Source organism: Aeromonas sp. 9A, from assembly GCF_963900955.1.
GTDB classification, from domain to species: Bacteria; Pseudomonadota; Gammaproteobacteria; order Enterobacterales; family Aeromonadaceae; genus Aeromonas; species Aeromonas salmonicida.
Window position 1 is genome coordinate 486,720 of the sequence record NZ_CAWRFG010000001.1, and the last position, 23,239, is coordinate 509,958.

General features: G+C 61.3%; 23 protein-coding genes. 5 read left to right on the plus strand and 18 right to left on the minus strand.

Features of this window, described 5'->3' with window-relative positions; translation table 11 throughout:
* Positions 1 to 31: 31 nt before the first annotated feature.
* The 5 genes from dbpA to AACX78_RS02385 all read right to left on the minus strand — a co-directional run bounded on the left by dbpA (position 32) and on the right by AACX78_RS02385 (position 3,567).
* A complete protein-coding gene (gene dbpA, locus AACX78_RS02365) occupies positions 32 to 1,411 on the minus strand; it encodes an ATP-dependent RNA helicase DbpA (RefSeq protein ID WP_021140116.1) in 1,380 nt (459 codons plus the stop codon).
* Between the two features lie 110 nt (positions 1,412 to 1,521).
* Positions 1,522 to 2,028: a metal-dependent hydrolase gene (locus tag AACX78_RS02370; protein WP_021140117.1), complete on the minus strand. Its 507-nt coding sequence runs from the start codon at positions 2,026 to 2,028 to the stop codon at positions 1,522 to 1,524.
* Between the two features lie 91 nt (positions 2,029 to 2,119).
* Positions 2,120 to 2,677, minus strand: coding sequence for a cytochrome b/b6 domain-containing protein (locus AACX78_RS02375; RefSeq protein WP_159165280.1), 558 nt, complete (start codon positions 2,675 to 2,677; stop codon positions 2,120 to 2,122).
* 48 nt (positions 2,678 to 2,725) lie between these two features.
* Complete coding sequence (locus AACX78_RS02380) at positions 2,726 to 2,995, minus strand: PepSY domain-containing protein (protein WP_159165281.1); 270 nt, start codon at positions 2,993 to 2,995, stop codon at positions 2,726 to 2,728.
* Positions 2,996 to 3,114: 119 nt separating this feature from the next.
* The gene (locus AACX78_RS02385; protein WP_005315979.1) at positions 3,115 to 3,567 is read right to left on the minus strand and encodes a YaiI/YqxD family protein; all 453 of its coding nucleotides are present in this window, start codon (positions 3,565 to 3,567) and stop codon (positions 3,115 to 3,117) included.
* A 105-nt stretch (positions 3,568 to 3,672) separates the two neighbouring features.
* Between AACX78_RS02385 and zntB the strand changes: the two genes are divergently transcribed.
* Entirely contained in the window at positions 3,673 to 4,665 is a 993-nt protein-coding gene (gene zntB / locus AACX78_RS02390) for a zinc transporter ZntB (protein WP_201302760.1), read from the plus strand.
* A gap of 9 nt (positions 4,666 to 4,674) precedes the next feature.
* Positions 4,675 to 5,193, plus strand: coding sequence for a mechanosensitive ion channel domain-containing protein (locus AACX78_RS02395; RefSeq protein WP_017412795.1), 519 nt, complete (start codon positions 4,675 to 4,677; stop codon positions 5,191 to 5,193).
* Positions 5,194 to 5,235: 42 nt separating this feature from the next.
* Here the strand turns inward: AACX78_RS02395 and AACX78_RS02400 are convergent, their stop codons facing one another.
* The 11 genes from AACX78_RS02400 to AACX78_RS02450 all read right to left on the minus strand — a co-directional run bounded on the left by AACX78_RS02400 (position 5,236) and on the right by AACX78_RS02450 (position 18,313).
* On the minus strand, positions 5,236 to 5,484 hold the full coding sequence (locus tag AACX78_RS02400) for a hypothetical protein (protein WP_159165282.1): 249 nt from the start codon (positions 5,482 to 5,484) through the stop codon (positions 5,236 to 5,238).
* 57 nt (positions 5,485 to 5,541) lie between these two features.
* Positions 5,542 to 6,126, minus strand: coding sequence for a DNA-J related domain-containing protein (locus AACX78_RS02405; RefSeq protein ID WP_159165283.1), 585 nt, complete (start codon positions 6,124 to 6,126; stop codon positions 5,542 to 5,544).
* Positions 6,123 to 7,910, minus strand: coding sequence for a cation:proton antiporter (locus AACX78_RS02410; protein WP_159165284.1), 1,788 nt, complete (start codon positions 7,908 to 7,910; stop codon positions 6,123 to 6,125). The genes AACX78_RS02405 and AACX78_RS02410 overlap by 4 nt, the downstream gene beginning before the upstream one ends.
* A gap of 181 nt (positions 7,911 to 8,091) precedes the next feature.
* Positions 8,092 to 8,613 (minus strand): MltR family transcriptional regulator, encoded by a 522-nt coding sequence (locus AACX78_RS02415; protein ID WP_159165285.1) that lies wholly within the window; start codon positions 8,611 to 8,613, stop codon positions 8,092 to 8,094.
* A 133-nt stretch (positions 8,614 to 8,746) separates the two neighbouring features.
* Complete coding sequence (locus AACX78_RS02420; protein ID WP_201302761.1) at positions 8,747 to 9,889, minus strand: mannitol-1-phosphate 5-dehydrogenase; 1,143 nt, start codon at positions 9,887 to 9,889, stop codon at positions 8,747 to 8,749.
* Positions 9,890 to 9,926: 37 nt separating this feature from the next.
* The gene (locus tag AACX78_RS02425) at positions 9,927 to 11,849 is read right to left on the minus strand and encodes a PTS mannitol transporter subunit IICBA (RefSeq protein ID WP_059111577.1); all 1,923 of its coding nucleotides are present in this window, start codon (positions 11,847 to 11,849) and stop codon (positions 9,927 to 9,929) included.
* Between the two features lie 455 nt (positions 11,850 to 12,304).
* Positions 12,305 to 13,351: a DUF418 domain-containing protein gene (locus AACX78_RS02430; protein ID WP_159165287.1), complete on the minus strand. Its 1,047-nt coding sequence runs from the start codon at positions 13,349 to 13,351 to the stop codon at positions 12,305 to 12,307.
* 34 nt (positions 13,352 to 13,385) lie between these two features.
* Positions 13,386 to 13,979, minus strand: a complete 594-nt coding sequence (locus AACX78_RS02435) for a TetR/AcrR family transcriptional regulator (protein WP_159165288.1) — start codon at positions 13,977 to 13,979, stop codon at positions 13,386 to 13,388.
* A gap of 393 nt (positions 13,980 to 14,372) precedes the next feature.
* Positions 14,373 to 16,424: an exoribonuclease II gene (locus AACX78_RS02440; protein ID WP_087757103.1), complete on the minus strand. Its 2,052-nt coding sequence runs from the start codon at positions 16,422 to 16,424 to the stop codon at positions 14,373 to 14,375.
* A gap of 100 nt (positions 16,425 to 16,524) precedes the next feature.
* Positions 16,525 to 17,424 (minus strand): LysR family transcriptional regulator ArgP, encoded by a 900-nt coding sequence (locus tag AACX78_RS02445; protein WP_159165289.1) that lies wholly within the window; start codon positions 17,422 to 17,424, stop codon positions 16,525 to 16,527.
* A gap of 265 nt (positions 17,425 to 17,689) precedes the next feature.
* A complete protein-coding gene (locus AACX78_RS02450; protein ID WP_058394881.1) occupies positions 17,690 to 18,313 on the minus strand; it encodes an acyl-homoserine-lactone synthase in 624 nt (207 codons plus the stop codon).
* A gap of 62 nt (positions 18,314 to 18,375) precedes the next feature.
* Between AACX78_RS02450 and AACX78_RS02455 the strand changes: the two genes are divergently transcribed.
* The 3 genes from AACX78_RS02455 (at position 18,376) to AACX78_RS02465 (ending at position 22,088) form a co-directional block, all read left to right on the plus strand.
* Entirely contained in the window at positions 18,376 to 19,158 is a 783-nt protein-coding gene (locus AACX78_RS02455) for a LuxR family transcriptional regulator (RefSeq protein ID WP_005315931.1), read from the plus strand.
* Between the two features lie 202 nt (positions 19,159 to 19,360).
* A complete protein-coding gene (gene lysE, locus AACX78_RS02460) occupies positions 19,361 to 19,981 on the plus strand; it encodes an L-lysine exporter (protein WP_059113733.1) in 621 nt (206 codons plus the stop codon).
* 127 nt (positions 19,982 to 20,108) lie between these two features.
* A complete protein-coding gene (locus AACX78_RS02465) occupies positions 20,109 to 22,088 on the plus strand; it encodes a bifunctional 2',3'-cyclic-nucleotide 2'-phosphodiesterase/3'-nucleotidase (protein ID WP_201302926.1) in 1,980 nt (659 codons plus the stop codon).
* A gap of 74 nt (positions 22,089 to 22,162) precedes the next feature.
* Here AACX78_RS02465 and AACX78_RS02470 read toward each other — a convergent pair whose 3' ends face one another.
* The gene (locus AACX78_RS02470) at positions 22,163 to 22,639 is read right to left on the minus strand and encodes an outer membrane lipoprotein (RefSeq protein WP_005315904.1); all 477 of its coding nucleotides are present in this window, start codon (positions 22,637 to 22,639) and stop codon (positions 22,163 to 22,165) included.
* A gap of 139 nt (positions 22,640 to 22,778) precedes the next feature.
* Positions 22,779 to 23,231, minus strand: a complete 453-nt coding sequence (locus tag AACX78_RS02475; protein ID WP_159165291.1) for a GNAT family N-acetyltransferase — start codon at positions 23,229 to 23,231, stop codon at positions 22,779 to 22,781.
* Positions 23,232 to 23,239 lie beyond the last annotated feature (8 nt).

The following is a 23,239-nucleotide window of genomic DNA, read 5'->3' on the forward strand; positions in this document are numbered from 1 at the left end:
AGCCCGGCAGATGAGCTGCCAAGCTGCGTCGTTAACCCAGTTTGCGGGCGCGGTAGGTACGGCCCTTGATCTTGCCTTCCTGCAACCGCTTGAGGGCGGCGCTTCCTACGCTGCGCTTTACCGCCACGTAGGAGTACTGTTCGGAGATCTGGATCTTGCCTACATCGGCACCGGCAATGCCGCCTTCACCGGTCAGGGCGCCCAGAATGTCACCGGCGCGCACCTTGGTCTTGCGGCCTGCATCGATGGAGAGGGTCACCATCTGCGGCGCAATCGGCTTGATCTCGCGACCAATCTCGGCCAGATCGCCCTGCGGCATGGGGGCCTGCTGGTACTCTTCGATGAGGTTGACGCGCTGGGCCTCGTTCGGCTGGTAGAGGCTCAGGGCCAGACCCTGCTGGCCGGCGCGACCGGTACGACCGATGCGGTGCACGTGCACTTCCGGATCATAGGTCAGCTCGTAGTTGATGACGGCGCCCAGCTCCTTGATGTCGAGCCCACGGGCGGCCACGTCGGTGGCCACCAGAATGGTGGCGCTGCCGTTGGCAAAGCGCACCAGCACCTGATCCCGCTCCCGCTGTTCCAGATCGCCGTTCAGTGCCAGCGCCGAGAAGCCCTTGGCGGCCAGATGATCGGCCACGTCGTTGCAGGCCCGCTTGGTGTTGCAGAACACCACGCAGGAGGCCGGTTGATAGTGGCTCAGCAGCCAGGTGAGGGCGTCGAGGCGCTGACCGGCCGGGACTTCATACAGCTTCTGTTCGATGGCGCTCCCCTCGTGCAGGGACTCCACGCTGACCTCGACCGGATTGCGCTGCACACCGCGGCTCATCTGGGCGATCCCCTCCGGATAGGTGGCGGAGAAGAGCAGGGTCTGGCGCTGCTCGGGTGCATAGCTGATGACCCGGTTGATCTCTTCGCCAAAACCCATGTCCAGCATGCGATCCGCTTCGTCCAGCACCAGCGTCTTGAGGCCGGAGAGTTCGAGAGTGCCCTGCTCCAGGTGTTTGAGAATGCGACCCGGGGTGCCGACGGCGATGTGGGCACCAAAGCTCAGGGTGGCAGACTGGGGGGCAGTCTGGGTACCGCCGCACAGGGTGACCAGCTTGACGTTGGGCAGGGCGCGGGCCAGACGACGGATCTCCTGAGCCACCTGATCCGCCAGTTCGCGGGTCGGGCAGAGTACCAGCGCCTGCACTTCGAGGCGGTTGACGTTGAGCTTGGCGAGCAGGCCGAGGGCGAAGGCCGCTGTCTTGCCGCTGCCGGTTTTTGCCTTGGCGATCAGGTCTTTGCCGTCGAGCACCAGGGGCAGGCTCTGGGCCTGGATCGGGGTCATCTGCAGATAACCCAGGCTGGTGAGGTTCTCTTGCAGGGCGGGGGAGAGATTGAGGCTGCTAAATTCGGTGTTGTTCACAAAAGGACTCTATTTCGGAGAATACGGGGTGCGCACAGCGCTAAGGGCGCGCATTGTACCAGAATGCGGCACCGGATGTGGCGGATTTTTGAACGCTGGTTTGACGCTGTTCATCCCATCGGCTGCCAGCCTGACCACCAGCCGGCCGCCAGCAGGGTGAGAGTGCAAAAGCCGGTTTCGATGGCTCCCCCACTCTTGAGGGGCCAGCCTGGCAGCCGGTAGCGGCGCTTGATGGGCCAGAACAGCGGAATACCCGCCGGCGTGAGCCAGTCCCCCAGCAGGTGGCTGAGGTAGCCGATAATGAGCGCATCCTTGATCCCGGCGGGCAGCAGGTCGGGCGCCAGGCTTTGATCCAGCCCCCACACGGCTGCGGCGACCGCCAGCAGGCTGTGAGTGAAGCCGCGATGACCAAACAGTCGCGAGAGCGGTTTCGAGATCCAGGGCAGCCGCTGCCCCAGCACGGACTTGGGGTGGTCGAGATCCGGCAGCAGGGCGCTGGCCAGCGCCGCCGGTATGGTCTGCCACAGGCTGGCATCCGACAGGGCTGGCGTGAGCTGGAGTTTGTGGGCGAGCAGGGTGCAGGTAACGGAAAACAGCAGATGCCCTTGGGCGGTCATGGTGATTACGGCGTGGAGAAATGGCGGCGCATCTTACCAGTGTCGCGGGCCATTGCAGCAAAAAACCGGGGCCGGTGGGCCGGCCCGGTCATTAACTGCGCGGATCTTCCACTCTGGCATCGGCGGGCACCCGTTTTTTCCCTACCACCATGGCACGCAGCAGATCGCTGCGGGTGAGGAGGTCGGTCAGGATCACCACGGCGGCGTGCACGGCTATGATGGCCAGCAGGGTATTGGCGACGACCTCATGGGCCTCTTCCATCCACTCTTCCCCCCAGAATGCATCCCAGCTGGTGAGCCAGCCGGTGGTTATGGTGCCGACCAGTGACAGCAATAGCACCCAGATCATCAGGGCCCCGAGCGGGTTGTGACCCAGATAGTAGGGGTGACGACCCCGGGCCAGCTGGCGCAGGTAGTCACGGACGCGGGTAGGGGTCGGCCACCATTGGCCGAAACGGGCATAGTAAGAACCCACCAGACCCCACAGCAGCCGGATCAGCAGCAGGGCAGCCAACCCATAGCCGACATACCTGTGGTTCCTGCTGCCCTCTTCCAGTACGAAGAAGTTGAGCAGGCAGAGGATCACGGTCGCCCAGTGAAACCCTCTGATGAGGGGATCCCAGACCTTCACTTCAGACGAGGTTGTCATGGCAAGACTCCGTCAAAGAGGCCGGCGACGGACCGGCCCATGGTTGCGCTACTGGTCGATCTCTTCTTTCACTTTCTTCAGGTCGGTCGGGTCGAAGTAGATCTCGACCCTGCGCTTGTCCTTGTCCCAACCGTAGATCTCGTAGCAGTGGGTCTTGGTCACCTTGAACTTCTTGATGTCGTAGCCCATGGCCTTGATCTGCTGCTGGGCCTCCGCTTCGCTCAGCCATTGCGTCTTGTCGGTCTGGGTACACTGGGGGCCGGCCAGTACAGTGGCGCTAAACAGGGGGAGCAGTAACAGCAGTGGTGTCAGTTTCATTGCGGGTTCCTTGCGGGTGGGGGATGAACAGCCGCAAGGTTAGGGCGTCAGACTTAAGGAAAAATTAAGCAAAAGGGGATAGGCATGAATATCCCCGGCCGCAAGCCGGGGAGGCGGGATCAGCTCAGCTTGCCCTTGAGCAGCCACTTGTCGAGAGCGTTGGCGAAGCGCTGCTTGTCGGCGGCGTTGAAGGGAGCCGGGCCGCCTGTCTGCACCCCGGCCGAGCGCAGCTCTTCCATGAAGTTACGCATGCCGAGTCTGGCCTGTATGGTCTCGCGGGTGTAGATCTCGCCACGGGGATTGAGCGCCTCGCCACCGGCATCTATGACCCAGGAGGCGAGGGGAATGTCGCCGGTGATCACCAGATCCCCCGGTATGACTTGCTGGGCAATGACATGATCTGCCACATCGAACCCCTTCTCTACCTGCTGGGTTTTGATGTAGGGGGAGGGCGGAACTCGCAGTCCCTGATTGGCCACCAGGGTGGTGACGACCTGGGCGCGGTGGGCGGCGCGGTAAAGGATCTCCTTGACCGGGAGGGGGCAGGCATCGGCATCAACCCAGATGGGCATGGCATGGTTTCCTGTGTCTGAAACGAGGACCGCATCTTAGCACGGCTGGTGAGGAGCGGCTGCCCCGGGGCTGAGTCAGGCCGGGCTTTAGTGTAAGCTGGCCCGATGAGACTGAATGAAAAGGACGAGCGGATGGATCGGGTACCCAGTGATGTGATTTATGCCCTGACCCTGGATGGCAAGGGTGGCATGCAGCCACTGGCGGCGGGGAGCGAGATCCCGGGGCAGAGCCCCGGCTGGCTGCATCTGGATTACGGCAATCCGGAGGCGGCCCGCTGGCTGCTGCAAACCCCCTTGCTCAATGAGGCGGCCAAGGAGTCCCTGCTCGGCCAGAGCAACAGGCCCAAGCTGGTGCGGATGGGAGAGACTGTGCTGCTGATCCTGCGCGGCATCAATCACAACAATGATCACAGGCCGGAAGAGATGGTGGCGCTGCGTATCTTCATCACGCCGGATCTCATCATCAGCAGCCGTCGTCGTCCGCTGCTCTCCGAGCAGGACGTGTTCAACCAGCTGACGCAGGGCGGTGGTGCCGATACCCCGGCCGACTGGCTGGTGGAGGTGTGTGATGCCCTGACTGACAGGGCGGGGGAGTTTGTGGAAGAGCTACACGATCAGATCCTGGAGCTGGAGGAGCATGTGCTGGCCCGCGACCTGCCCGCCAACGGCCGACTGGCGCGGATCCGCAAGCAACTCATCATGATCCGCCGCTACCTCTCCCCCCAGCGGGATCTGGTGGCGCGTCTGGCCAACGAGAAGATCAGCTGGCTGGACGAAGATGACCGCCGCCGCCTGCTCGACATCGCTGACCGTCTGCGCCGCTGGCTCGATGATCTCGATGCCGGCGTGGCCCGCACCGGTGTGCTGGCGGACGAGATCAACAACCTGATGGCGGAGGCGACCAACCGCCGCGCCTACCAGATGTCGGTGATGGCGCTGCTGTTCTTGCCCGCCAGTTTCCTGACCGGTCTGTTTGGCATCAACCTGGGCGGTATTCCTGGGGCCGAGAGCCCGACCGCATTCTGGGTCTTCTGCGGATCCTTGGTGGCGCTGGCCACCGGGCTGGCGGTCTGGCTCAAACACAGACGCTGGTGGTAAGGAACAATCATGACAACCTGGCAATCTTTTGGCGTGACCCTGCTGCTGTTGCTGGGCCACACCCTGATCCGCAGCCTCATTCACAAGAGCCTGCTGGCGCTGGCCCATACCCGACAAGTGAGTGAAAACCGGGTGCTCTATGTGGAGCACGTGTTCCACTTTTTGCTTGGCTGCGCCACCCTGCTGATCCTGGCCGGGGTATGGGGGCTCGATTTTTCACGGCTGGTGGTGCTCGCCTCCTCCTTCTTCGCCGTGCTCGGGGTGGCCATGGTGGCCCAGTGGTCGATCCTCTCCAACATCACCGCCAGCATCACCATCTTCTTCGCCTTTCCCTACAAGATTGGCGACCGGATCCGCATCCTCGACAAGGATGATTCCGTCACCGGCGTCATCACCGAGATCGGTCTCTTCTATGTGCGGGTACGGGATGACAACGGCGATCTGGTCACCTATCCCGCCAACCTGATCCTGCAAAAGCCGGTCAGGCGACTGGAGGGCAAGGTGGCAGACCCCCTGCAGCCAGAATGAAAAAGGCTCCACGAGGAGCCTTTTTTTGATCATGTGTCTCTATCAGCGTTCGAAGAAGCGATAGAGATGCTCGACCTGGATGGGGCAGTCTGCCACCAGATGAATGTGCTGGCGGGCCTCTTCGACCGATCCGAACGAAAGGGGGCAACCCAGGGTGTCAGTCATCTCGTACAAGCGGCCATCTTGCCCTCTGAACTCCACGATCCAGCCCGGCAGTATGGCATCTTGCAGTATTTCGGCTTCCTTGAAGGCTTGCTGCTGATAGAGCTGGCGAAGTTCATTGACTGTCATGACGTCCTCCTGTGACTCATAGCGCCTCTTCAAGTCTAGTGGCTGAATCTGCCTGATTCATCTGGCCGTGTTCAGACACTCCCAGGCCCAGCGCATGCGGATGAAGGTCTCTGCATCGCCACCCCGATCCGGATGGTGTTGCAGGGCAAGCTCCCGCCAGCGTCGGCGGACTGTCTCCTGGCTGGCATCGGCAGTCAGCTCGAACAGGGCCAGCGCTTCCGCCCTGTGTCCCGCGCCGTCATAAGTGCGCCAGAAGCGGTTGAGCAGAGCCTCCACTTCTTCCCGGTCGGTCTGCCAGAACACCTGCCAGTCGAGGTAGTAGTTGCGCAGAGACTGGCCGAGGGCCAACCTCTGGCGAGTATCTGTTGCCCCGGTAAGGGGCTCTAGCCGGATATCCAGGGAGCTGATCACCAGCCACCACCCAGCGTCATAGAGCTCAGCCTGCAACTGGTAGAGGGCATTCATGATCAGAAAGTTGACCCGAAACAGCTGCAGCTGTTCATCCCCGGCCAGGGTGGGAATGGCCCCTTGCTGGCGCAGGGCGGCCAGCAGTTCGTGCACCTTGTAGCTGGCCGCCGCCTCTTGTAGCAGTGTCAGCAGGGGGGCGAGCAGCGGGTTGTGACAGTGCTCTGTCTCACTCATGAGCTGGCGGTCTCCTTGGGCGGTTGCAGGGCGATCAGCAACTCTCCTGACAGGGGCGTGACTGGACCTGTGACGATGCGGGGCTGCGCCCTGGCATCCAGTACGAACAGCGGTATGGCTCCGGGGTTGGCATCCTGATATTGCACCCAGTCGAAGGTGTCGCTCAGACGAGTCGCCTTGATCTGGCCGCCCCGGCTCAGCAGGCCGCTCAAGCGGGCGTAGTTGATATCGGGCCCGAACAGGTTCTGGCGGGCGCGGAAGGTGGCACTCTCCCGGTTCGCCTTGCCGTGCTGTTCGCTGGAGCGCAGGGAGTAGACCTTCTCTTCACCGTAGAGGTGGGCGAAGTGCAGTACGCCGAGGGCGTTGTTGTGACGGTTGGGGGAGAGCGCCAGCACTGTACTTATGCTGGTGAGCGGCAGATGCAGCTCGGCATGTTCCGACTGGGGGTTGCCGAAATAGCAGGGCAGGTTGCTCATGCGTGCCTGCTTGTAAAATTCCCAAGCAGGATCAGAAAGATAGACAGGGACTCCCTGATCCGCCAGCGCCTTGCCTATGGCCCTGGCCACAGAGTTGGCACCTATGATGAGCCAGGTGTTGGGGGCGCTCTGACGCATACCTAGCAGGCCCGCCAGCGGCGCCGAGGTGAGGCTCTGCAACACCACAGTGGAGATGATCACCGCAAACACCAGGGGCACCAGCTTGTCCGCATCGGGAATATCGGCCTGATGCAGGCTGATGGCGAAGGAGGCACTGACCGCCGCCGCCACTATGCCCCGCGGCGCTATCCAGCTCAGCAGGGCGCGGGCCTGCCAGGAGAGATCTGAGCCCCAGGTCGAGACCAGGATGCAGAGCGGGCGCGCCACGAACTGCACCACGCACAGCAGTGCCAGCACCATGGGGCCGAGCTGCCAGAGCTGGGCCAGATCGAGGCGGGCCGCCAGCAGGATAAACAGGCTGGATATGAGGATGACGGCGAGATCTTCCTTGAACGCCAGTACCTCCTCCAGATCCAGCCCCTCCTGATTGGCGAGCCAGATGCCGAACACGGTCACCGCCAGCAGGCCGGATTCGTGACTGAGCCAGTTGGAGAGGCTGAAGGTGACCAGCACCAGCGCCAATACCCCGAACTTGTGCAGGCTGACCGGCAGCCAGTCCTTGCGGATCAGCAGTGTGGTGAGCCAGCCGGCTCCAACCCCGATCAGGGTACCGACTCCGACGGTTCTTGCCAGCGCCAGCAGGGTGTGACTGAGCAGATCGCCCTGACTGCCGAGGCGCACCGCCTCGAACACCAGTACCGCAAACAGGGCACCGATGGGGTCTATGACTATCCCTTCCCAGCGCAGTATGCGGTCCACTTCCCGGGTGGGACGGATCACGTTGAGCATGGGCGCAACCACAGTGGGGCCGGTCACCACCAGCACGGCGCCGAGCAGCATGGCGACCCGCCAGTCCAGTCCTAGCAGGAAGTAACTGGCGCTGCCGATGACGGCGAAGCTGACCAGCATGCCAGTGGAGCAGAGGTTGCGCACTACCTTGCCGATCCCCTTGAGTTCCGTCAGATGCAGGGTCAGGGCACCCTCGAACAAGATGATGGCCACCGACAGGGAAACCAGTGGGAACAGCAGATCCCCGAGCAGGGCATCGGGGTCGAGCAGGCCGCTGACCGGGCCCAGGGTCAAGCCGGTGAGCAGCAAAAACAGGATGGCCGGTACTCGTAGCGACCAGGCGAGCCACTGGGCCAGCACTGAGACCAGGGCGATCCCGGCCAGGGAAAGAGCAGTCATGCAGACCTCGATTCAGGTAATGAGCTTGGAGGAAGTGTAGCGGGGAAGATGGCCAGATTGACACCCGCAGAGGTCGGGAGCAAGTGCCGCGGGGAGCTGCGCGACAGTCGGCGTCATGGTGGGCCGGAAAGGGCGTGGCCGCAGAGGAGTGGGGGGCGCTACGTAGCCATTATCCGTCGAATTAGATGGGGCTCTCTTTGTGAAGGTCGGTGACACAGTCGGCCACCGCCAGCACCAGGGCCGAGCGCACCACCTGATCGAGCCGGTTGAGTTGCATCTGGTAGAAGGCCCAATCCTCTTCGCTGGCGGGGGGCTCGAGCTTCATCATGCCGCCCTGATTGACCCCGTGCAGGCGGTCGAGCAGGTCGCGGATCGGCTTGTCGCTGAAACGGTAATCCTTGGTGTCGCGCACCAGAAAGTCGCGGATCTTGATATAGGCTTCGATATCCTGATAGCGCTCGAGGGAGATGAGACCGAGGGCGAAGATGAGCTTGAGGCGCACCTCCAGCTGGCCGAGGGGGCCGCTCTGGTTGAGCAGGGGTTCGATGGCGTATTTGACGGCATACTCCTCCTGACGGAACGCGCGTCGCATCAGGGAGTCGACCGCCTCTTCCAGGATGGTCACGGCTTCGAGAAAGAAGCCGCGGGGGCCATCCTGCTCGTTCAGTCGTTCCAGTACTTCATCTTCCTGGTGTGTGGTCATAGGTGTATAGGGTCCAGCTGACAGGGAGAGAGTGGGCCTCTCTCCCGGTTTTTATCATATGGGGCACATTCCCTTGCCATTCAAGCGCTTGGGACGCTATCAGTGGTGGCTGAATGCGCCGCAAGCAGGGTCATTACAGGGTTTCGTAACGGGCGACGATGGCGCGAACCACCTCGCTCTCTTCATCCAGTCCGGTGACGCGGGCCAGCGCTTTGGCCGGGCCCAACTCCGCCAGCAGGGCTTGCAACTCCACCGCCTGCGGGTCATCGGCATTGCGATAGTGCAGCGCAGCGGCGATCCCCTCCTGCAACTGCTCGTTGGGCAGGCCGTATTCCAGCGTGCCGAGCAGCGGCTTCACCAGCCGATCCCCCGCCGCCAGCTTGCGCAGCGGCTGACGACCGACCCGGTCAATCTCGTCCACCAGATAGGGGTTGGCGAAGCGGGAGAGGATCTTTTCGATGTAGGCGGCATGCAGGCGCGGGTCGAAGCCGTAGCGTTTCACCAGCACGGCACCGCTCTCCTCCATGGTGCGGCGCACCTTGCTGCGGATCACCGGATCCTCGATCGCCTCACGAATGGTGCGGTAGCCCCGCAACTTGCCGAGGTAAGCGGTGACGATATGGCCGGTGTTGAGGGTGAACAGCTTGCGCTCGACGAAGGCCATCAGGTTGTCGGTGGGCTCCATGCCCGCCACCTGGGGCAGTTCGCCCTTGAACTGGGTCTGGTCGACGATCCACTCGCTGAAGCTCTCCACCGTCACTTCCAGCGGATCGTCGTTGGCCGCGGCAGGCGGCACTATGCGATCCACCGCCGAGTCGACGAAGCCGACGCAGGATTCGAGCGTGGCATGATACGCGACCGGCAGGTACTTGAGTACCTCCTGCTTGAGGTGGCTGGTGCCGCGCACCATGTTCTCGCAGGCGATGACGTTGAGCGGGCTCAGGTTGCCGGCATCGAAACGGGCCTGCAGCCCCTTGGCCAGGGTGCTGGCAATCTTGTCCAGAATGTTGGGGCCGACCGCCGTGGTGACCAGATCGGCGGTGATGATACGGGCTATCACCTCGTGTCCGGCGGAGCTGACCGCCGCTACGTTGCGTACTACGTCCAGCTTTTGATCCGCCCCCACCACGTGCACCTTGTACTCCTGGCGGTGGTTGAGCTGATCGATCAGGGTCTCGTTGACGTCGGCGAAGGTGACCTGATGGCTGGCGTCGGCCAGCAGTTTTCCGATGAAGCCACGACCGATATTACCGGCACCAAAATGCAATGTTTTCATGATATTAACCTCTACAACCAAAGACGATGAAGGATGATTACGCAGCCTGTTCGGCACCCAGCAGATCCAGAAATTCCTGGGGATCCGTGGTGCTGGCCAGCCGGTCGATGAGACCGGGTTCATCCAGTGCATTGGTCAGGCGGGTTATTACCTGCATGTGTTCGTCGTTGCGGGCGGCGATGCCGATCACCAGTCGTGCCACCTCGTCCGCCGCCTCGCCAAAGGCGACACCGGCCGGATACTGGCAGATGACGATGCCGGTACGCTTCACAAACTCCTTGGCGGCTATGGTGCCGTGGGGCACGGCGATGGACTCGCCGAGGTAGGTGGAGACCAGCTGCTCGCGCTCCAGCATGGCGTTGACGTAATCAGGTGCCACATAGCCCCGTTCCGCCAGCAGTCTGCCAGCGGTCAGGATGGCGGCCTCCTTGTTGTCGGCCTTGAGCCCCAGATGCACGTCGTGACGGCTCAGGGTGAACACTTCAGCCGCTTGAAGTTCGTAGTTGTCGTCGTTGGCCGCGACCAGCAGTTGCGGGTTGGCGACGTCATCGTTGGCCGCCAGTGTCAGGTTCTGCACCAGCTCCTGATAGAGGCCGTTGTCGAGGAAGTTGGTCAGGGAAATATGGTGGGCGTTCGGCGCATGGCGACGGGCCCGCTCGGTCAGATCCTTGTGGGTGATGACCCAGTCCACCTGATCGTCGAGCTGATCGATGGCGCGGTTGGTGACGCTGATATCGAGCCCGGCGGCCTGCACCCGCTTGCGCAGCATGCCGGCACCCATGGCGCTGGATCCCATGCCCGCATCGCAGGCGACCACGATATTGCGCACCGCCATCAGCTCGCCGCCCGGCTTCTTGGCCGCCGCGGTTTCGGGCTTGCCGCCCTTCATGGCCTTCATCTTGCGGGTGGCTTCACCCAGGGCATCGGCCTCGTCGGCTTCCGGCTGCTGGGCGCGAACGAACACGGCGGCGACCAGGAAGGAGACCAGGGTCGAGCTGATGATGGAGAGGGCAACCCCGATCAGGGAGGCTTTCGGCGTCATCAAGAGCACGGCGAAGATGGAACCCGGTGAGGCAGGGGAGACCAGACCAGCGTTGAACAGAGTCAGGGTGAAGACCCCTGTCATGCCACCGGCGATCACCGCCAGAATGAGGCGCGGGTTCATCAGCACATACGGGAAGTAGATCTCGTGGATGCCGCCGAAGAAGTGAATGATGGAGGCGCCAGCCGCGGACTGCTTGGCGGCGCCACGGCCGAATACCATGTAGGCCAGCAGCACGCCCATGCCCGGGCCCGGGTTCGCTTCGATCAGGAAGAAGATGGATCGGCCCTGTTCGGTCGCCTGCTGGATCCCCAGCGGCGAGAAGATGCCGTGGTTGATGGCGTTGTTGAGGAACAGGATCTTGGCCGGTTCAACGAAGATGGAGGTGAGCGGCAGCATGTGGTTTTCCACCAGGAAGCCGACGCCACCCGCCAGTACGCCGGAGAGCACCTTGACGAAGGGACCGATCACGAAGAAGGCGAGGATAGCCAGCAACATGCCGATGAGACCGGCGGAGAAGTTGTTGACCAGCATCTCGAAGCCGCTCTTGACGCGCCCTTCCATCACTTTGTCGAAGCGCTTGATGGCCCAGCCACCCAGCGGACCGACCATCATGGCACCCATGAACATGGGGATGTCGGTACCGACGATCACGCCCATGGTGGTGATGGCACCGACCACGCCGCCCCGTTCACCGCCCATCAGCTTGCCGCCTGTATAGCCAATCAGCAGCGGCAGCAGATAGGTGATCATGGGGCCGACCAGCTTGGCCAAGGTTTCGCTTGGCAGCCAGCCGGTGGGAATGAAGAGAGCGGTAATAAAGCCCCAGGCGATGAAAGCGCCTATGTTGGGCATGACCATATTGGACAGGAAGCGTCCAAAATTCTGTATCTTGACTTTGGTATCCGGTGATAACATGTCGGGACCCCGTTTTAAGCCTGTTTGATTAAAAGTGGTAGTCGGGATGACGGGTTTTGCCGAACCCCCATCCCAGTCGTCTAAGCAACTTCAATCTACCAGCTTGTGATCAAATTAGGCTGAAAACGGGGTGTCTTGTGACGCACCTCTCAAATACCCAGCCATACCCCCTCCCTCGGTAGTGACCCTGATCACATTCAGGCTCTGTAGTTTGGCTACATTTCGATCTTTCTTGCCGCCATTATTCATTTAGTGTGACTTGAGTCACCTTTTTTGGTTTGCGCAAACCCGTTGTCAATGTGATGGCTGTCACGAATACTTAATTTGTATTCAAACGGGTCGATGTGTGAAATGCAAAATCCGAGAGGGATAACGATGGATAGATAGTATTTGCTCATTAATCGCCAATGAATCAGTAGGTTTGTAACCCACTTTCAGTTTTTCATGATTTGCATTCAACCGCACAAGCGGCGCATTACCCCCTCCAGTGGTCCTCTGGCGAAGCGCAGGCTCCACAGATTGGCGAACAACAGAGCCGTCAGGGCAAAGAGGGTGGCGGCCAGTACCACTTCGGGCAGATCTTGCCCCTGCAGCCAGCCCAGCCCCTCCAGTACGCCCATACCGAGCATGATATGGGCGATATAGAGTGTCAGCGTCTGCCGTCCGACCGGCAGCCAGACTCGCCACCAGCGAGCAGTGGGCAGGGCGCGGCCGAGCCAGAGGCAGAGCGCGATCAGGGTGCTGGCCGCCCCCATGCCAAACAGCAGGTAGAGCGGGGCAGGAGGAATGGGCCCGGTCGCGAGCAGGGGGGCCAGTTCGGGCTGGGGGAACAGTGTCAGCAGCCAGAGCGACAGCCCCCTGGCCAGCACCATGGCCCCCACACCGCCGGCCAGCAGCCATCTCTGTACGCTCGCGTTCGCGAGGGCCTGACGACTCAGCCAGAGGCCGTAGAGCAGAAAGCCCAGCCAGGGCACCACAGGGTGCCAGCCATTGAACAGCAGATTGCGGACGAAGCCGTTCAGGGTCCAGAACTCGGGGTAGCTGAAGCTGTGCCACTGCCAGCCCTGATCGTAATTGAAGTGAAACAGCAGGATGACGAAGCCCGCTGCCAGCAGGGGGATCAGGGAGAGCAGCCAGAGGGAGGGTAACCGCAGGCAGCAAGCCCCCAGCAGGAAGTAAACGGCGTAGTAATGGATGATGTCGGCTGGAAACACCAGATAGTTGAGCAGTCCCAGGATCAGCAGAAACAGCGCCCGCTTGGCGGTGTGCTGCATGGCCGTCGGCCAGCTCAGCTTGCGGGTCGAGAGACCGAGACCTATGCCGGCCAGCACCACGAAGCTGGCGGCAGAACGACCCTCCAGCGCATCCAGCATGGGTTTGAGCCAGTCAGGTCCGCCTGTCAGTACACCCATGGCGATGCGAAAGTTCACCAGCACCATGCCGAGCAGGGCCATGGCGCGAGCCAGATCCAGTCCCTCCAATCTATTGGATGACGATGTCATGATCGGCTTGCCTCGCAGGAGATGAATCCATGTCTCAGTTGGCCGGTCCCAGCAGCAGGTCCAGCAGCTGTGGCAGTCGTTGCGCCGTTGAGGGCTGATCCGGATGGAGAGCAAGTGCATCGCGCAGTGCCTGCCCTTCCAGCCCGTCCAGCAGCAGTTGGGCGGTGAGAGCGGGGTCCAGTCTTGCCTCCAGACATCCCTCCAGCTGTCCCCGCCGTACCGTATTGGCAAGGGCATCGCACAGCTGGCGCTGGTTGCTGGCGAAGGTGGCGGCCATCTCGGGGTGGCGGGTCAGCTCGGCCAGGATCTCGGTGCCGAGCAGCAGGTTCTCCGGCGTCTGCGACCAGGCGAGATAGCCGGCGGCGAAGCGGGCCAGTGCCGCGTGGGCGGAGCCCTGATCCAGCTCATCCAGCAGGGGCTGCAACTCGGCGGCTTCCAGCGAGGCGATCAGCGCGATCAGCTCCTCTTTGCGGGCGAAGTGGTTATAGAGGTTGCCCAGACTCACCCCTGCGGCGGCGGCTATGTCGCGCATCCCTGTCTGGTGGAAGCCCCGCTCGATGAAGCAGCCGAGGGCTGCCTGGATGATCAGCTCCCGCCTCTGCTCCAGGCGGTTGTGATTGATGGACATGGCCGGTTTCCCCTATGCTTGTTCAAGATTTATGAGCGAACGTTCGTTCGTTTGCGGTATTCACCTTATCCCCGGTGTGAAAAATAAGCAAGCCACAGGTGGCCAAGGGGGCGCACCTCCTCGGTCGGCAGGCTCCGGGGCAAGCCATGCGTCCGCCGAGCGGTCAGTGAGGTTTCCGAATAACCCGGTCCCAAAGCCGGTCAATGCCATGACAGCTAGAAGGTCATTGCACTCCTGGCCATCTCCTCGTCGGGCCAACCGCTCATCAGAGCGCTCGTCTGTTGGCTCAAGGGTGCTGAAGGCGAGGGCATCGTCTTCCTGCCAGCCATAAACAAGGGGTATAAAAAAGCCCGCAGGGTTGCGGGCTTTTGCATCGAGCTGTAGAGGCTTGGCTTATTCCGCCTTGGGGGCGGCCTCGGCTGGTGTCTCAGTGCTTTCGGCTACCGTGTTCTCGGTTACGGCACTGTCGGCCACCGGGGCTTCCGGTGCCGGGCCTGGTACCAGCTCCACTGCCGGTTTGGCGATGAGGGAGCGAGTCTCTTCCACCGCTTCACTCAGCTTGACCTCGATAACCTGACCCAGTTCATAGACCACTTCGGTCTTGTCCAGGTAGACACGGCCGTTGTCCCAGTTGCACTCCAGTCGATCCTTGTTGTCCAGGATGTGACGGGCTGGCATGAAGACAACGGCGCCGTTTTCGCGCAGGCGCAGCTTGAGACCGGCGCGCATCACGTCGATGATCTCGGCGTTGAACACCTGATCGGTGCCGGCGGCAGCCTTGAGGTAACGGACATAGAGCCAGTCGCCGATGTCGCGTTCCACCATGCGGTGCAGGCGACGACAGGCGGTCAGGTGCTCGGTCAGTTCCTGGCTCGGCCGATCGCCCGGTGTCTTGCCGGCGATGACGGCCTTGAGCAGACGATGGTTGACCATGTCGCCGTATTTGCGGATCGGGGAGGTCCAGGTCGCATAGGCATCCAGCCCCAGGCCGTAGTGGGCACCCGGTTCGGAGGACATCAGCGCATAGCTCTGGAAGCGGCGGATCTTGCCATCCAGCCAGCGGGTGTCCAGGTTGTCTATCCAGCGGCGCAGGGCGCAGAAGCCGGTCAGGCTGGCGATCTCGTCGCGCTCGAACGGGGCCTCGGCGCTTTTCAGCAGGTCGATGGCGCCGTCGAGGGACTCTTCATCGAACCCTGTGTGGACGTTGAAGATGCCGTAGCCGACGCTCTTGCCCAGCACGCGACCGGCGCAGATGTTGGCGGCGATCATCGACTCTTCGATCATGCGGTTGGCGATGCGGCGCGGTTCCACGTGAATGGCCAGCACTGCGCCATTTTCCCCCAGCTCGAAGTCGTAGTCGGGTCTGTCCGGGAACACCAGGGCGTGCTCGGTACGCCACTTGATCCGCGCCTCCGTCATGGCCTTCATCAGCGGCAGCTGGGCCATCACGCCGGCGTCGATCTCGAGAGGTTTACCCTGTTCGGCCCAGTCGGAGACCTCGTCATAGTTGAGACGGGCATGGGAGATGATGCGGGCGGCGAAGAACTCAGTCTCCTCCAGCAGCAGGCCATCTTCGGCGATCAGCAGGCGGGCGCAGAGCGTGTTGCGCTCCTCGCCCTCTTTCAGGGAGCAGAGCTCGTCCGAGAGGGTGCGCGGTATCATGGGCACGTTGCGACCCGGCATGTAGACGGTGAAGGCGCGCTGGGCGGCTTCCTTGTCCAGCTCACTGCCTTCGGCCACATAGGCGGTCGGGTCGGCGATGGCGACCAGCAGCTCCCAGCCGTTGTCCAGTTTGCGGATGGCCAGGGCGTCATCCATGTCCTTGGTCTTGGCGCCGTCAATGGTGAAGAAGGGGGTCGCGGTCAGGTCGGTACGTGGCAGCTCCTCTTCCTCGATAACCTTCCACTCCGGCAGATCCGCCGGTTCTATCTGGGCCAGGTTATGGCGAGCCAGTACTACCCACCAGGGCACATTGTGGTCTTCCTGATCGGCGATCTTTTCGATGATCTCGGCAGAGAAGTTGCCATCACTCAGGGCGTGGCGCTTGAGGGTCGCAACCACCCAGTCCCCTTCCTTGAAGGACTTCTCATCCAGACCCTTCTTGGCGCGGGCCTTGATGGCATCCTTGATCAGCGGATGGTCCGGCACCACGTTGAGGCGGTCACGGAACATTTTGACGCGACCGACGAAACGGGTCACTGCCTGCTCCAGCAGGGCATCCGGTTCGGCCACTTCCTTCTCTTTTTCGGTACGGATCAGGGCGCTCACCCGGTCACCGTGCATCACCTTTTTCATGTAGGGGGGCGGCACGAAATAGCTGGTCTTCTCATCGACTTCCAGAAAGCCGAAGCCCCGGTCCGAGGCGCGGATAACACCCTCTTTCTTGGGGATGTTTTCGCGGATTTGTTGCTTGAGCTGGGCCAGCAGCGGATTGTCTTGGAACATAAGTGAGGAACCTGAAGTGGAAAAACTGGGTGGAGACCTGATGAAGGATCGCCCAGCACTATACGTTTTTACCCCTCCAAAGCCAAGGTGAATGGCCCCGTCAACCGGGTTGCAGTGCGCGGCGCCCCTCGCTGATCAGACGCTGGGAGATCCGTTTGTGCAACCCGCGCTCCAGTAACCAGCGGTGCCAGTAGAGGCGCTCGATGAGGTGATGTGACGGGCTGAGATCGAGCAGTCTCCCCTGTGCCAGCTGCTGGCGGATCTGCAGTTCCGGGATGAGGCAGTAGGCGAGTCCCTGCTCGGCCATGGCGACGAAGGCTTCTGACGAGCGCACCGTGTGGCAGGGATAGCCGCCGGGTTCCAGCCCGAAGTGGCGCGCCATGAAGCTCACATGCATGTCGTCGCGCTGATCGAAGGCCACCGCCGGTGCCTTTGCCAGCGCCGCCGGGGTGAGCCCGGCGGGAAAGTGACGGGCGACGAAGGCGGGGCTGGCGGTGAGCAGGTAGCGCATCTCGCCGAGCTCGTCCACGCAGCAGCCCGCCAGTGGCTGGCCGTGCAGGCTGACGGCACCGAAGGCCTGACCCTCGCGTACCCGATCCAGGGTGCGGCATTCGTCATCCACCAGCAGGTTCAGCTCTATGGGGTGCTGCTCCAGCAGAGGTGCGAGGGCTGGCAGGAACCAGGTTGCGAGGCTGTCGGCGTTGACCGCTATGCTGACCCGGATCGGGGCCTGTGGTTCGTCGGGCGCGATCTCGCCGGCCAGCTCCAGTTCCAGCTGGCGCACCTGGCGGTAGTGGGCCAGCAGCTTTTGGCCAAGAGGGGTCGCCTGCAGTGGCTGGCTGCGAATGAGCAGCGGCTCGGCAAACTGCTGTTCCAGCTGCTTGATGCGCTGTGAGATGGCGGACTGGGTGATGTGCAGGCGCTGGGCGGCGCGCTCGAAGTTCTGCTCCTGCATCACGGCATCCAGCGCCAGCAGCAGCTTGTAGTCCAACGCCTTCATCAGCATTCCTTATCAGAGAGGGTATTGAGAAGAGATGCTACTGGAGTGACGGCAGGACGACAACGAAACTCTGACCGGATCGCCGAGAGGCACGGCTGGCGTGGTGTGCGGGGTGAAAGCGGGTTTGTCACTGCGAGATGTGACAGTGGTGGTCAAAAGGTATTCAGGAGATACTCTTTTGCGTCCGTTTTTGCATGGGGTGGAAACGGGCCATAGCGAGAACTTTTAATCCCGGGCCTTATCCCGGGATTTTTTTATGTGGCGTTTACTCGGTGACCAGTTCCCTGGCATCGGCATACTCGCCCTGCATGGGGTGGCCGACGGCACGGGCGAAACGTTCATCCAGATGAAAGCGGATTCCGACCCCGCGCACGGCACCCAGATCCACAGCCTGACGGTGACCGAGTCGCTCTATGGGCAGGCCGAGACGGCGGAAGATACGCTCCACCGGCAGGCTGACCACGGCGACCAGTTCCCGGATCCCCTTCGCCCTGGCGAAGGCATAAACCTCGCGGAAGATGACGCAGGTCAGCTCGCTCACCCCGTTGCCCATGCGCGGCGCCCGGTTGGCGTCGATGGCGAGGCGGGTCAGTTCCCACACATCGCTGCTGCGTGGTGCCATCTCCCCGGCGAGAGCGGTGGGGAATATGCTGGGCAGCATGTAATCCTGGGCGCAGCTGAGCAGACGGATGCAGCCGCACAGGCCTTCTTCGTCCTCGATCAGCACCCAATGGGTGTCCGGGGTGTCGAAGCTGTCCTGCTCCAGACCACGGTGAGACTCCACATCCCAGCCGAGACGATCGGAGAAGACGCGATTACGGAAGCGATAAAGCTCGTTTTCTACCTCCCATCTGGGGTGTTCTTTTAATTTTCCTTTGAAAACAAGCATTCAGATGTCTCCATTTCAGTGTTCGGCGCTATAATCGAGGCCCTGGCCAGGGGGGCTAGCATATGAAACAAGACCAACTGCTTGAGTACCTCGAACATTTCACTTCGGTAACAGACGGGGATCGTTTGGCCGAGTTGATCGGTCGATTCACGCTCGGTATGGGCTATGACTACTATCGGTTCGCACTGATCATTCCCATGTCGATGCAAAGGCCCAAGGTGGTGCTGTTCAATCAGTGCCCTGACTCCTGGGTGCAGGCCTATACGGCCAACCATATGCTGGCCTGTGATCCCATCATTCAGCTGGCCCGCAAGCAGACCTTGCCCATTTATTGGAACCGACTGGATGAACGGGCGCGTTTTCTGCAAGAGGGCAGTCTGGATGTGATGGGGTTGGCGGCGGAGTTCGGGCTGCGAAACGGTATTTCGTTTCCGCTGCACGGTGCGGCGGGGGAAAACGGCATACTGTCGTTCATCACTGCCGAGCGGGCGTCAAGCGATCTGCTGCTGGAGTCCTCGCCCATCCTCTCCTGGATGTCCAACTACATCTTCGAGGCGGCGATCCGGATTGTGCGGGTCAGTCTGCGGGAAGATGACCCTCAGGAGGCCCTGACTGACCGTGAGACCGAATGCCTGTTCTGGGCCAGCGAAGGGAAAACGTCGGGTGAAATTGCCTGCATCCTGGGGATCACGGAACGTACCGTGAACTACCACCTCAATCAGGTCACCCGTAAAACGGGGTCGATGAATCGCTACCAGGCCATCGCCAAGGGGGTGAGCAGTGGCATTTTGCTGCCCAATCTGGAGCAGGTCGTTGTCACCAACTTCCCCAAGCTGATGCAATAAAACCCAATGATTCTCGGGGCAGAGCGACAGGCTCACAATTGTCAGATCATGCAATTGACAGTTGGTGCCGGATGGAATTCATCCCTGCCCTCAGGATCCCGCTTGATTAGAGAAATGAATCACTCAGCAGATTAATGAATTTCTCTGAACACCCCACCGCCCTTTATAGTGCCGTCCACTCACTCTTCTGGACGGTTTATCCATGTTCGCGACCACTCTGCAAGGCTTCACCCTTGGCCTTGCCATGATCATTCCCATCGGTGCCCAGAACGCTTTCGTGCTGAGCCGGGGCATACATCGCAATCACCATCTGCTGGCTGCGACGCTCTGCTGTCTGTGTGATCTCATCCTGATCGGGATTGGGGTATTCGGCGGGGCCAACCTGCTGGCAGCCAGTCCCATCGGGCTGGCGCTGCTGACCTGGGGTGGTGTGCTGTTTCTTTGCTGGTTCGGCATTCGCTCCCTGCGCAGTGCCTGGCAAGGGCAGGGGGCTGCGCTGGTGGATTCACCCCGGCTGATGGGGGTCAAGAGCGTGCTGGCCATGACGCTCGGGGTGACCCTGCTCAATCCTCATGTCTATCTGGATACCCTGATGCTGCTCGGCTCCTTTGGCAGCCAGTTTGCCGAACCGTTGCGCCCGGCTTTTGCGGCAGGGGCCATGCTGGCTTCCCTGGTCTGGTTCTACAGTCTCGCCTTTGGTGCGGCCGCACTCTCGCCCTGGCTTGCACGGGGCCGGGTGCAGCAAGCTATTGATACTATTGTTGGTTTAATCATGTTGGGGTTGGCATTGCAACTGGCGAGCGGGGCCTTGCTGGCCTCATAAGGCTATTTTTGTGCCACACCTCATAAAAATTAATCCCGGCTTCATGCCATGACATATTCGTCTGTTAAATTCCCGTCGCTGGTAAAGCGACACTCATAATAAAAGGGAAAAAACAGTGAATAAAACCATGAAGCTGGGTGCTATTGCAGCCATAGTGCTGTTGTCTGCCTGTAGCAATGAAAACGACAGCAAGACGCAACCGGGCGCGGTTGCCCTGCGTCTGATCCAGACCTCCGATATCCACTCCAATGTGCTGGGATACGATTACTACCAGAACAAGGAAGATCGCAAATTTGGCCTCTCCCGTACCGCCTTGCTGATCCGTGCTGCGCGCTCGGAAAACCCCAACAACCTGCTGCTCGACAACGGTGACCTGCTCCAGGGCACGCCGCTGGCGGATTACATCTTCGAGCAATCGGGCGCCGGTTACCTCGACAAGCAGGCCCACCCCGTGTTCAAGGCCATGAACGAGCTGGGTTATGACGCCGGAAACCTGGGCAACCACGAATTCAACTACGGGCTGGATTACCTCACCAAGACACTGCAGGGTGCCAAGTTCCCCTATGTGAACGCCAACGTGTTCGAGGCGGGCGCCTTCAAGCGCGATGCAAAGGGGCAAATAGACTGGAGTGGCAACAAGTTCACCCCTTACCTGCTGCTGGAGCGCAAGGTGAAGGATGACAAGGGGCAGGAGCAGACCGTCAAGGTGGGGATATTGGGGCTGACCCCGCCGCAGGTGCTGCAGTGGGACAAGCGTCATCTGGAAGGCAAGGTGGTGGTGGCCGACATGGTCGAGACCGCCAACCACTATGTGCCCGAGTTGCGTGCCAAGGGCGCCGACATAGTGGTCGTGGTCGCCCACACCGGTATCAACGCCAGCAGCTACGAAGCCATGATGGAGAACTCCGCCTGGCACCTGGCCAAGGTAAAAGGGGTAGATGCCCTCATGCTGGGGCATGCCCACAAGAACTTCCCCGGTGATTTCCCGGATCTGCCGGAGGTGGACAACCAGGCCGGCACCCTGAGCGGCGTGCCGACCGTGATGCCAGGCTATTGGGGCAACCATCTGGGCATCATAGACCTCACCCTGGAGCAGGTTGAGGGCAAGTGGCAGGTGAAGCAAAGCCAGGCCAGCCTGCGCAAGATCGATTCCAGCGAAGGCAGCGCCGTGGATCAGCGGGTCGTCGATCTGGTGCAGGCGGATCACGATGCCACCAACCAGTGGCTGGATGAACCGCTCGGCAAGATCACCTCCTCCATCCACAGCTTCTTCGCTCTGGTACAGGACGACCCTTCGGTGCAACTGGTGAGCGATGCCCAGCGCCGCTATGCCGAACAGCTGCAACAAGACGGTCTGCTCAAGGAGTCCTACCCCATTTTGTCGGTGGCGGCCCCCTTCCGTGGCGGTCGCAACGGCATCAATGATTTCACTTATGTGGCCCAGGGCGACATCTCCCTGCGCAACGTCTCCGACCTCTATATCTATCCGAACACCTTGCAGGTGGTCGAAGTGAACGGAGCCACCGTCAAGGAGTGGCTGGAAATGAGCGCCGGTCAGTTCAACCAGATCGACACCGGCAAGACAGAGGTGCAGTGGCTGGTGAACGAGAAGTTCCCCACCTACAACTTCGATGTGATCGATGGCGTGAACTATGAAGTAGATATCACCCAGCCGGCCCGTTACAACAAGGAAGGGGACAAGGTCAGCGACGGCCAGCGCATCAGTGCACTCACCTTCAACGGCCAGCCCATTGACCCGGCCCAGAAGTTCTACGTGGTGACCAACAACTACCGCGCCAGCGGTGGCGGCCACTTCCCGGGCATAGACGGCAGCAACATAGTGCATGAAGATCCCTTCGAGACGCGGGAGATCATTGCCCAGTACCTGAAGGCCCAGTCTGCCGACAACCCGGGTGGTTTCAGCCCGGCGGCCAACAACAACTGGCACATGAAGGCCCTGCCCGCCAACGTGGACGTGCGGCTCTACTCCTCTCCCCGCGAGGAGGCCAAACAACTGGCCGGCGCGGATCTGGAGTACAAGTCCACGCTGCCGATGGACGATGCCAAGCATCCGGGCTACGCCATCTTCCGCCTGATCCGTCAGTAACCCTGGCTGGAAAACACGATAAAAAAAGCCCTCGCAGTGCGAGGGCTTTTTCGTGGGCGTTTGGTGGTTGGTACTTAGTTCACCACTGCCACGTTGATGCTGCCGTTGCCCTGGGTCATGCGTACCCGAGCGCCAGGTACGAAGGTGGGGCTGGCTTTTTGCACCACCACGATGGATTCGCCGTTCTCTTTCTTGATCTCGAGCTCGACGCCGTCAACCTGATTGAGCTTGTCGCCGGCAGCTTTACCGGCGGCGGCACCTGCGATGGCACCCCCTGCGGCGGCGATGTCGCTGCCCCGGCCACCACCAATGGTGCTGCCGAGCAGGCCACCGACCACGGCGCCGCCTATGGTGCCGACCAGAGAGTTCTCATCGGCCTGGATCTTGACCGGGCGGGTGGAGAGTATGGTGCCGTAGCTCACTGTCTGGACTTGCTTGGCACGATCCTTGGTGTAGACATCGCCGGAGTAGACATCGCTGTTGGCACAGCCGCTGAGGGTGGTGGCAGTGGTGGCGGCCAACAAGGCGATAAGGGTCATACGTTTCAACATGGTGGGCCTCCTGGGCAAGCATCTAATCTGGTTAATTCGGTCAGTGAGTGCAACTTTACGCCAACCGGATTGAGCATGAAACCAGCAAAGTGTAACCAATTATGAGGCTTACTGGCGGGAGGCGACGCCTGCAGCGGGATTAGCCGAGGCTTTTTTCAAGCAGCAGGCGATCTTCACCCGGACCGAAATAGTCGCGCTCCTCGGCAACTTGCTGATAACCGAGTCGAAAGTAGAGGCGTTTGGCCGGATTGGCCGGATCCACCGTCAGTCTGACCCGTTCGACCAACACCTGGGTCAGTGCCTGCTCCAGCTGCAGCATCATGCGCTCGGCGAGACCGAAGCCACGCGCCTCGGGCAACACAGCCAGGGAGAGCAGCCAGCCTTGCGACCGATCCTGTCCCAATCCACCCAGGGCATAGCCAAGCAGCTTGCGATCCAGTTCGGCCACCAGCAGCAGCTCGGGCCAGAGATCCATGGCCTGGCGAAAGAAGAAGCCTGGATAGACATCCTCCCCGAAGATGTTGACGTCTATCTGCCAGATGGCGTGCATGTCGGCGTGGGTGGCGACACGCAGAATGGGTGGGGTATGCATCGGGACTC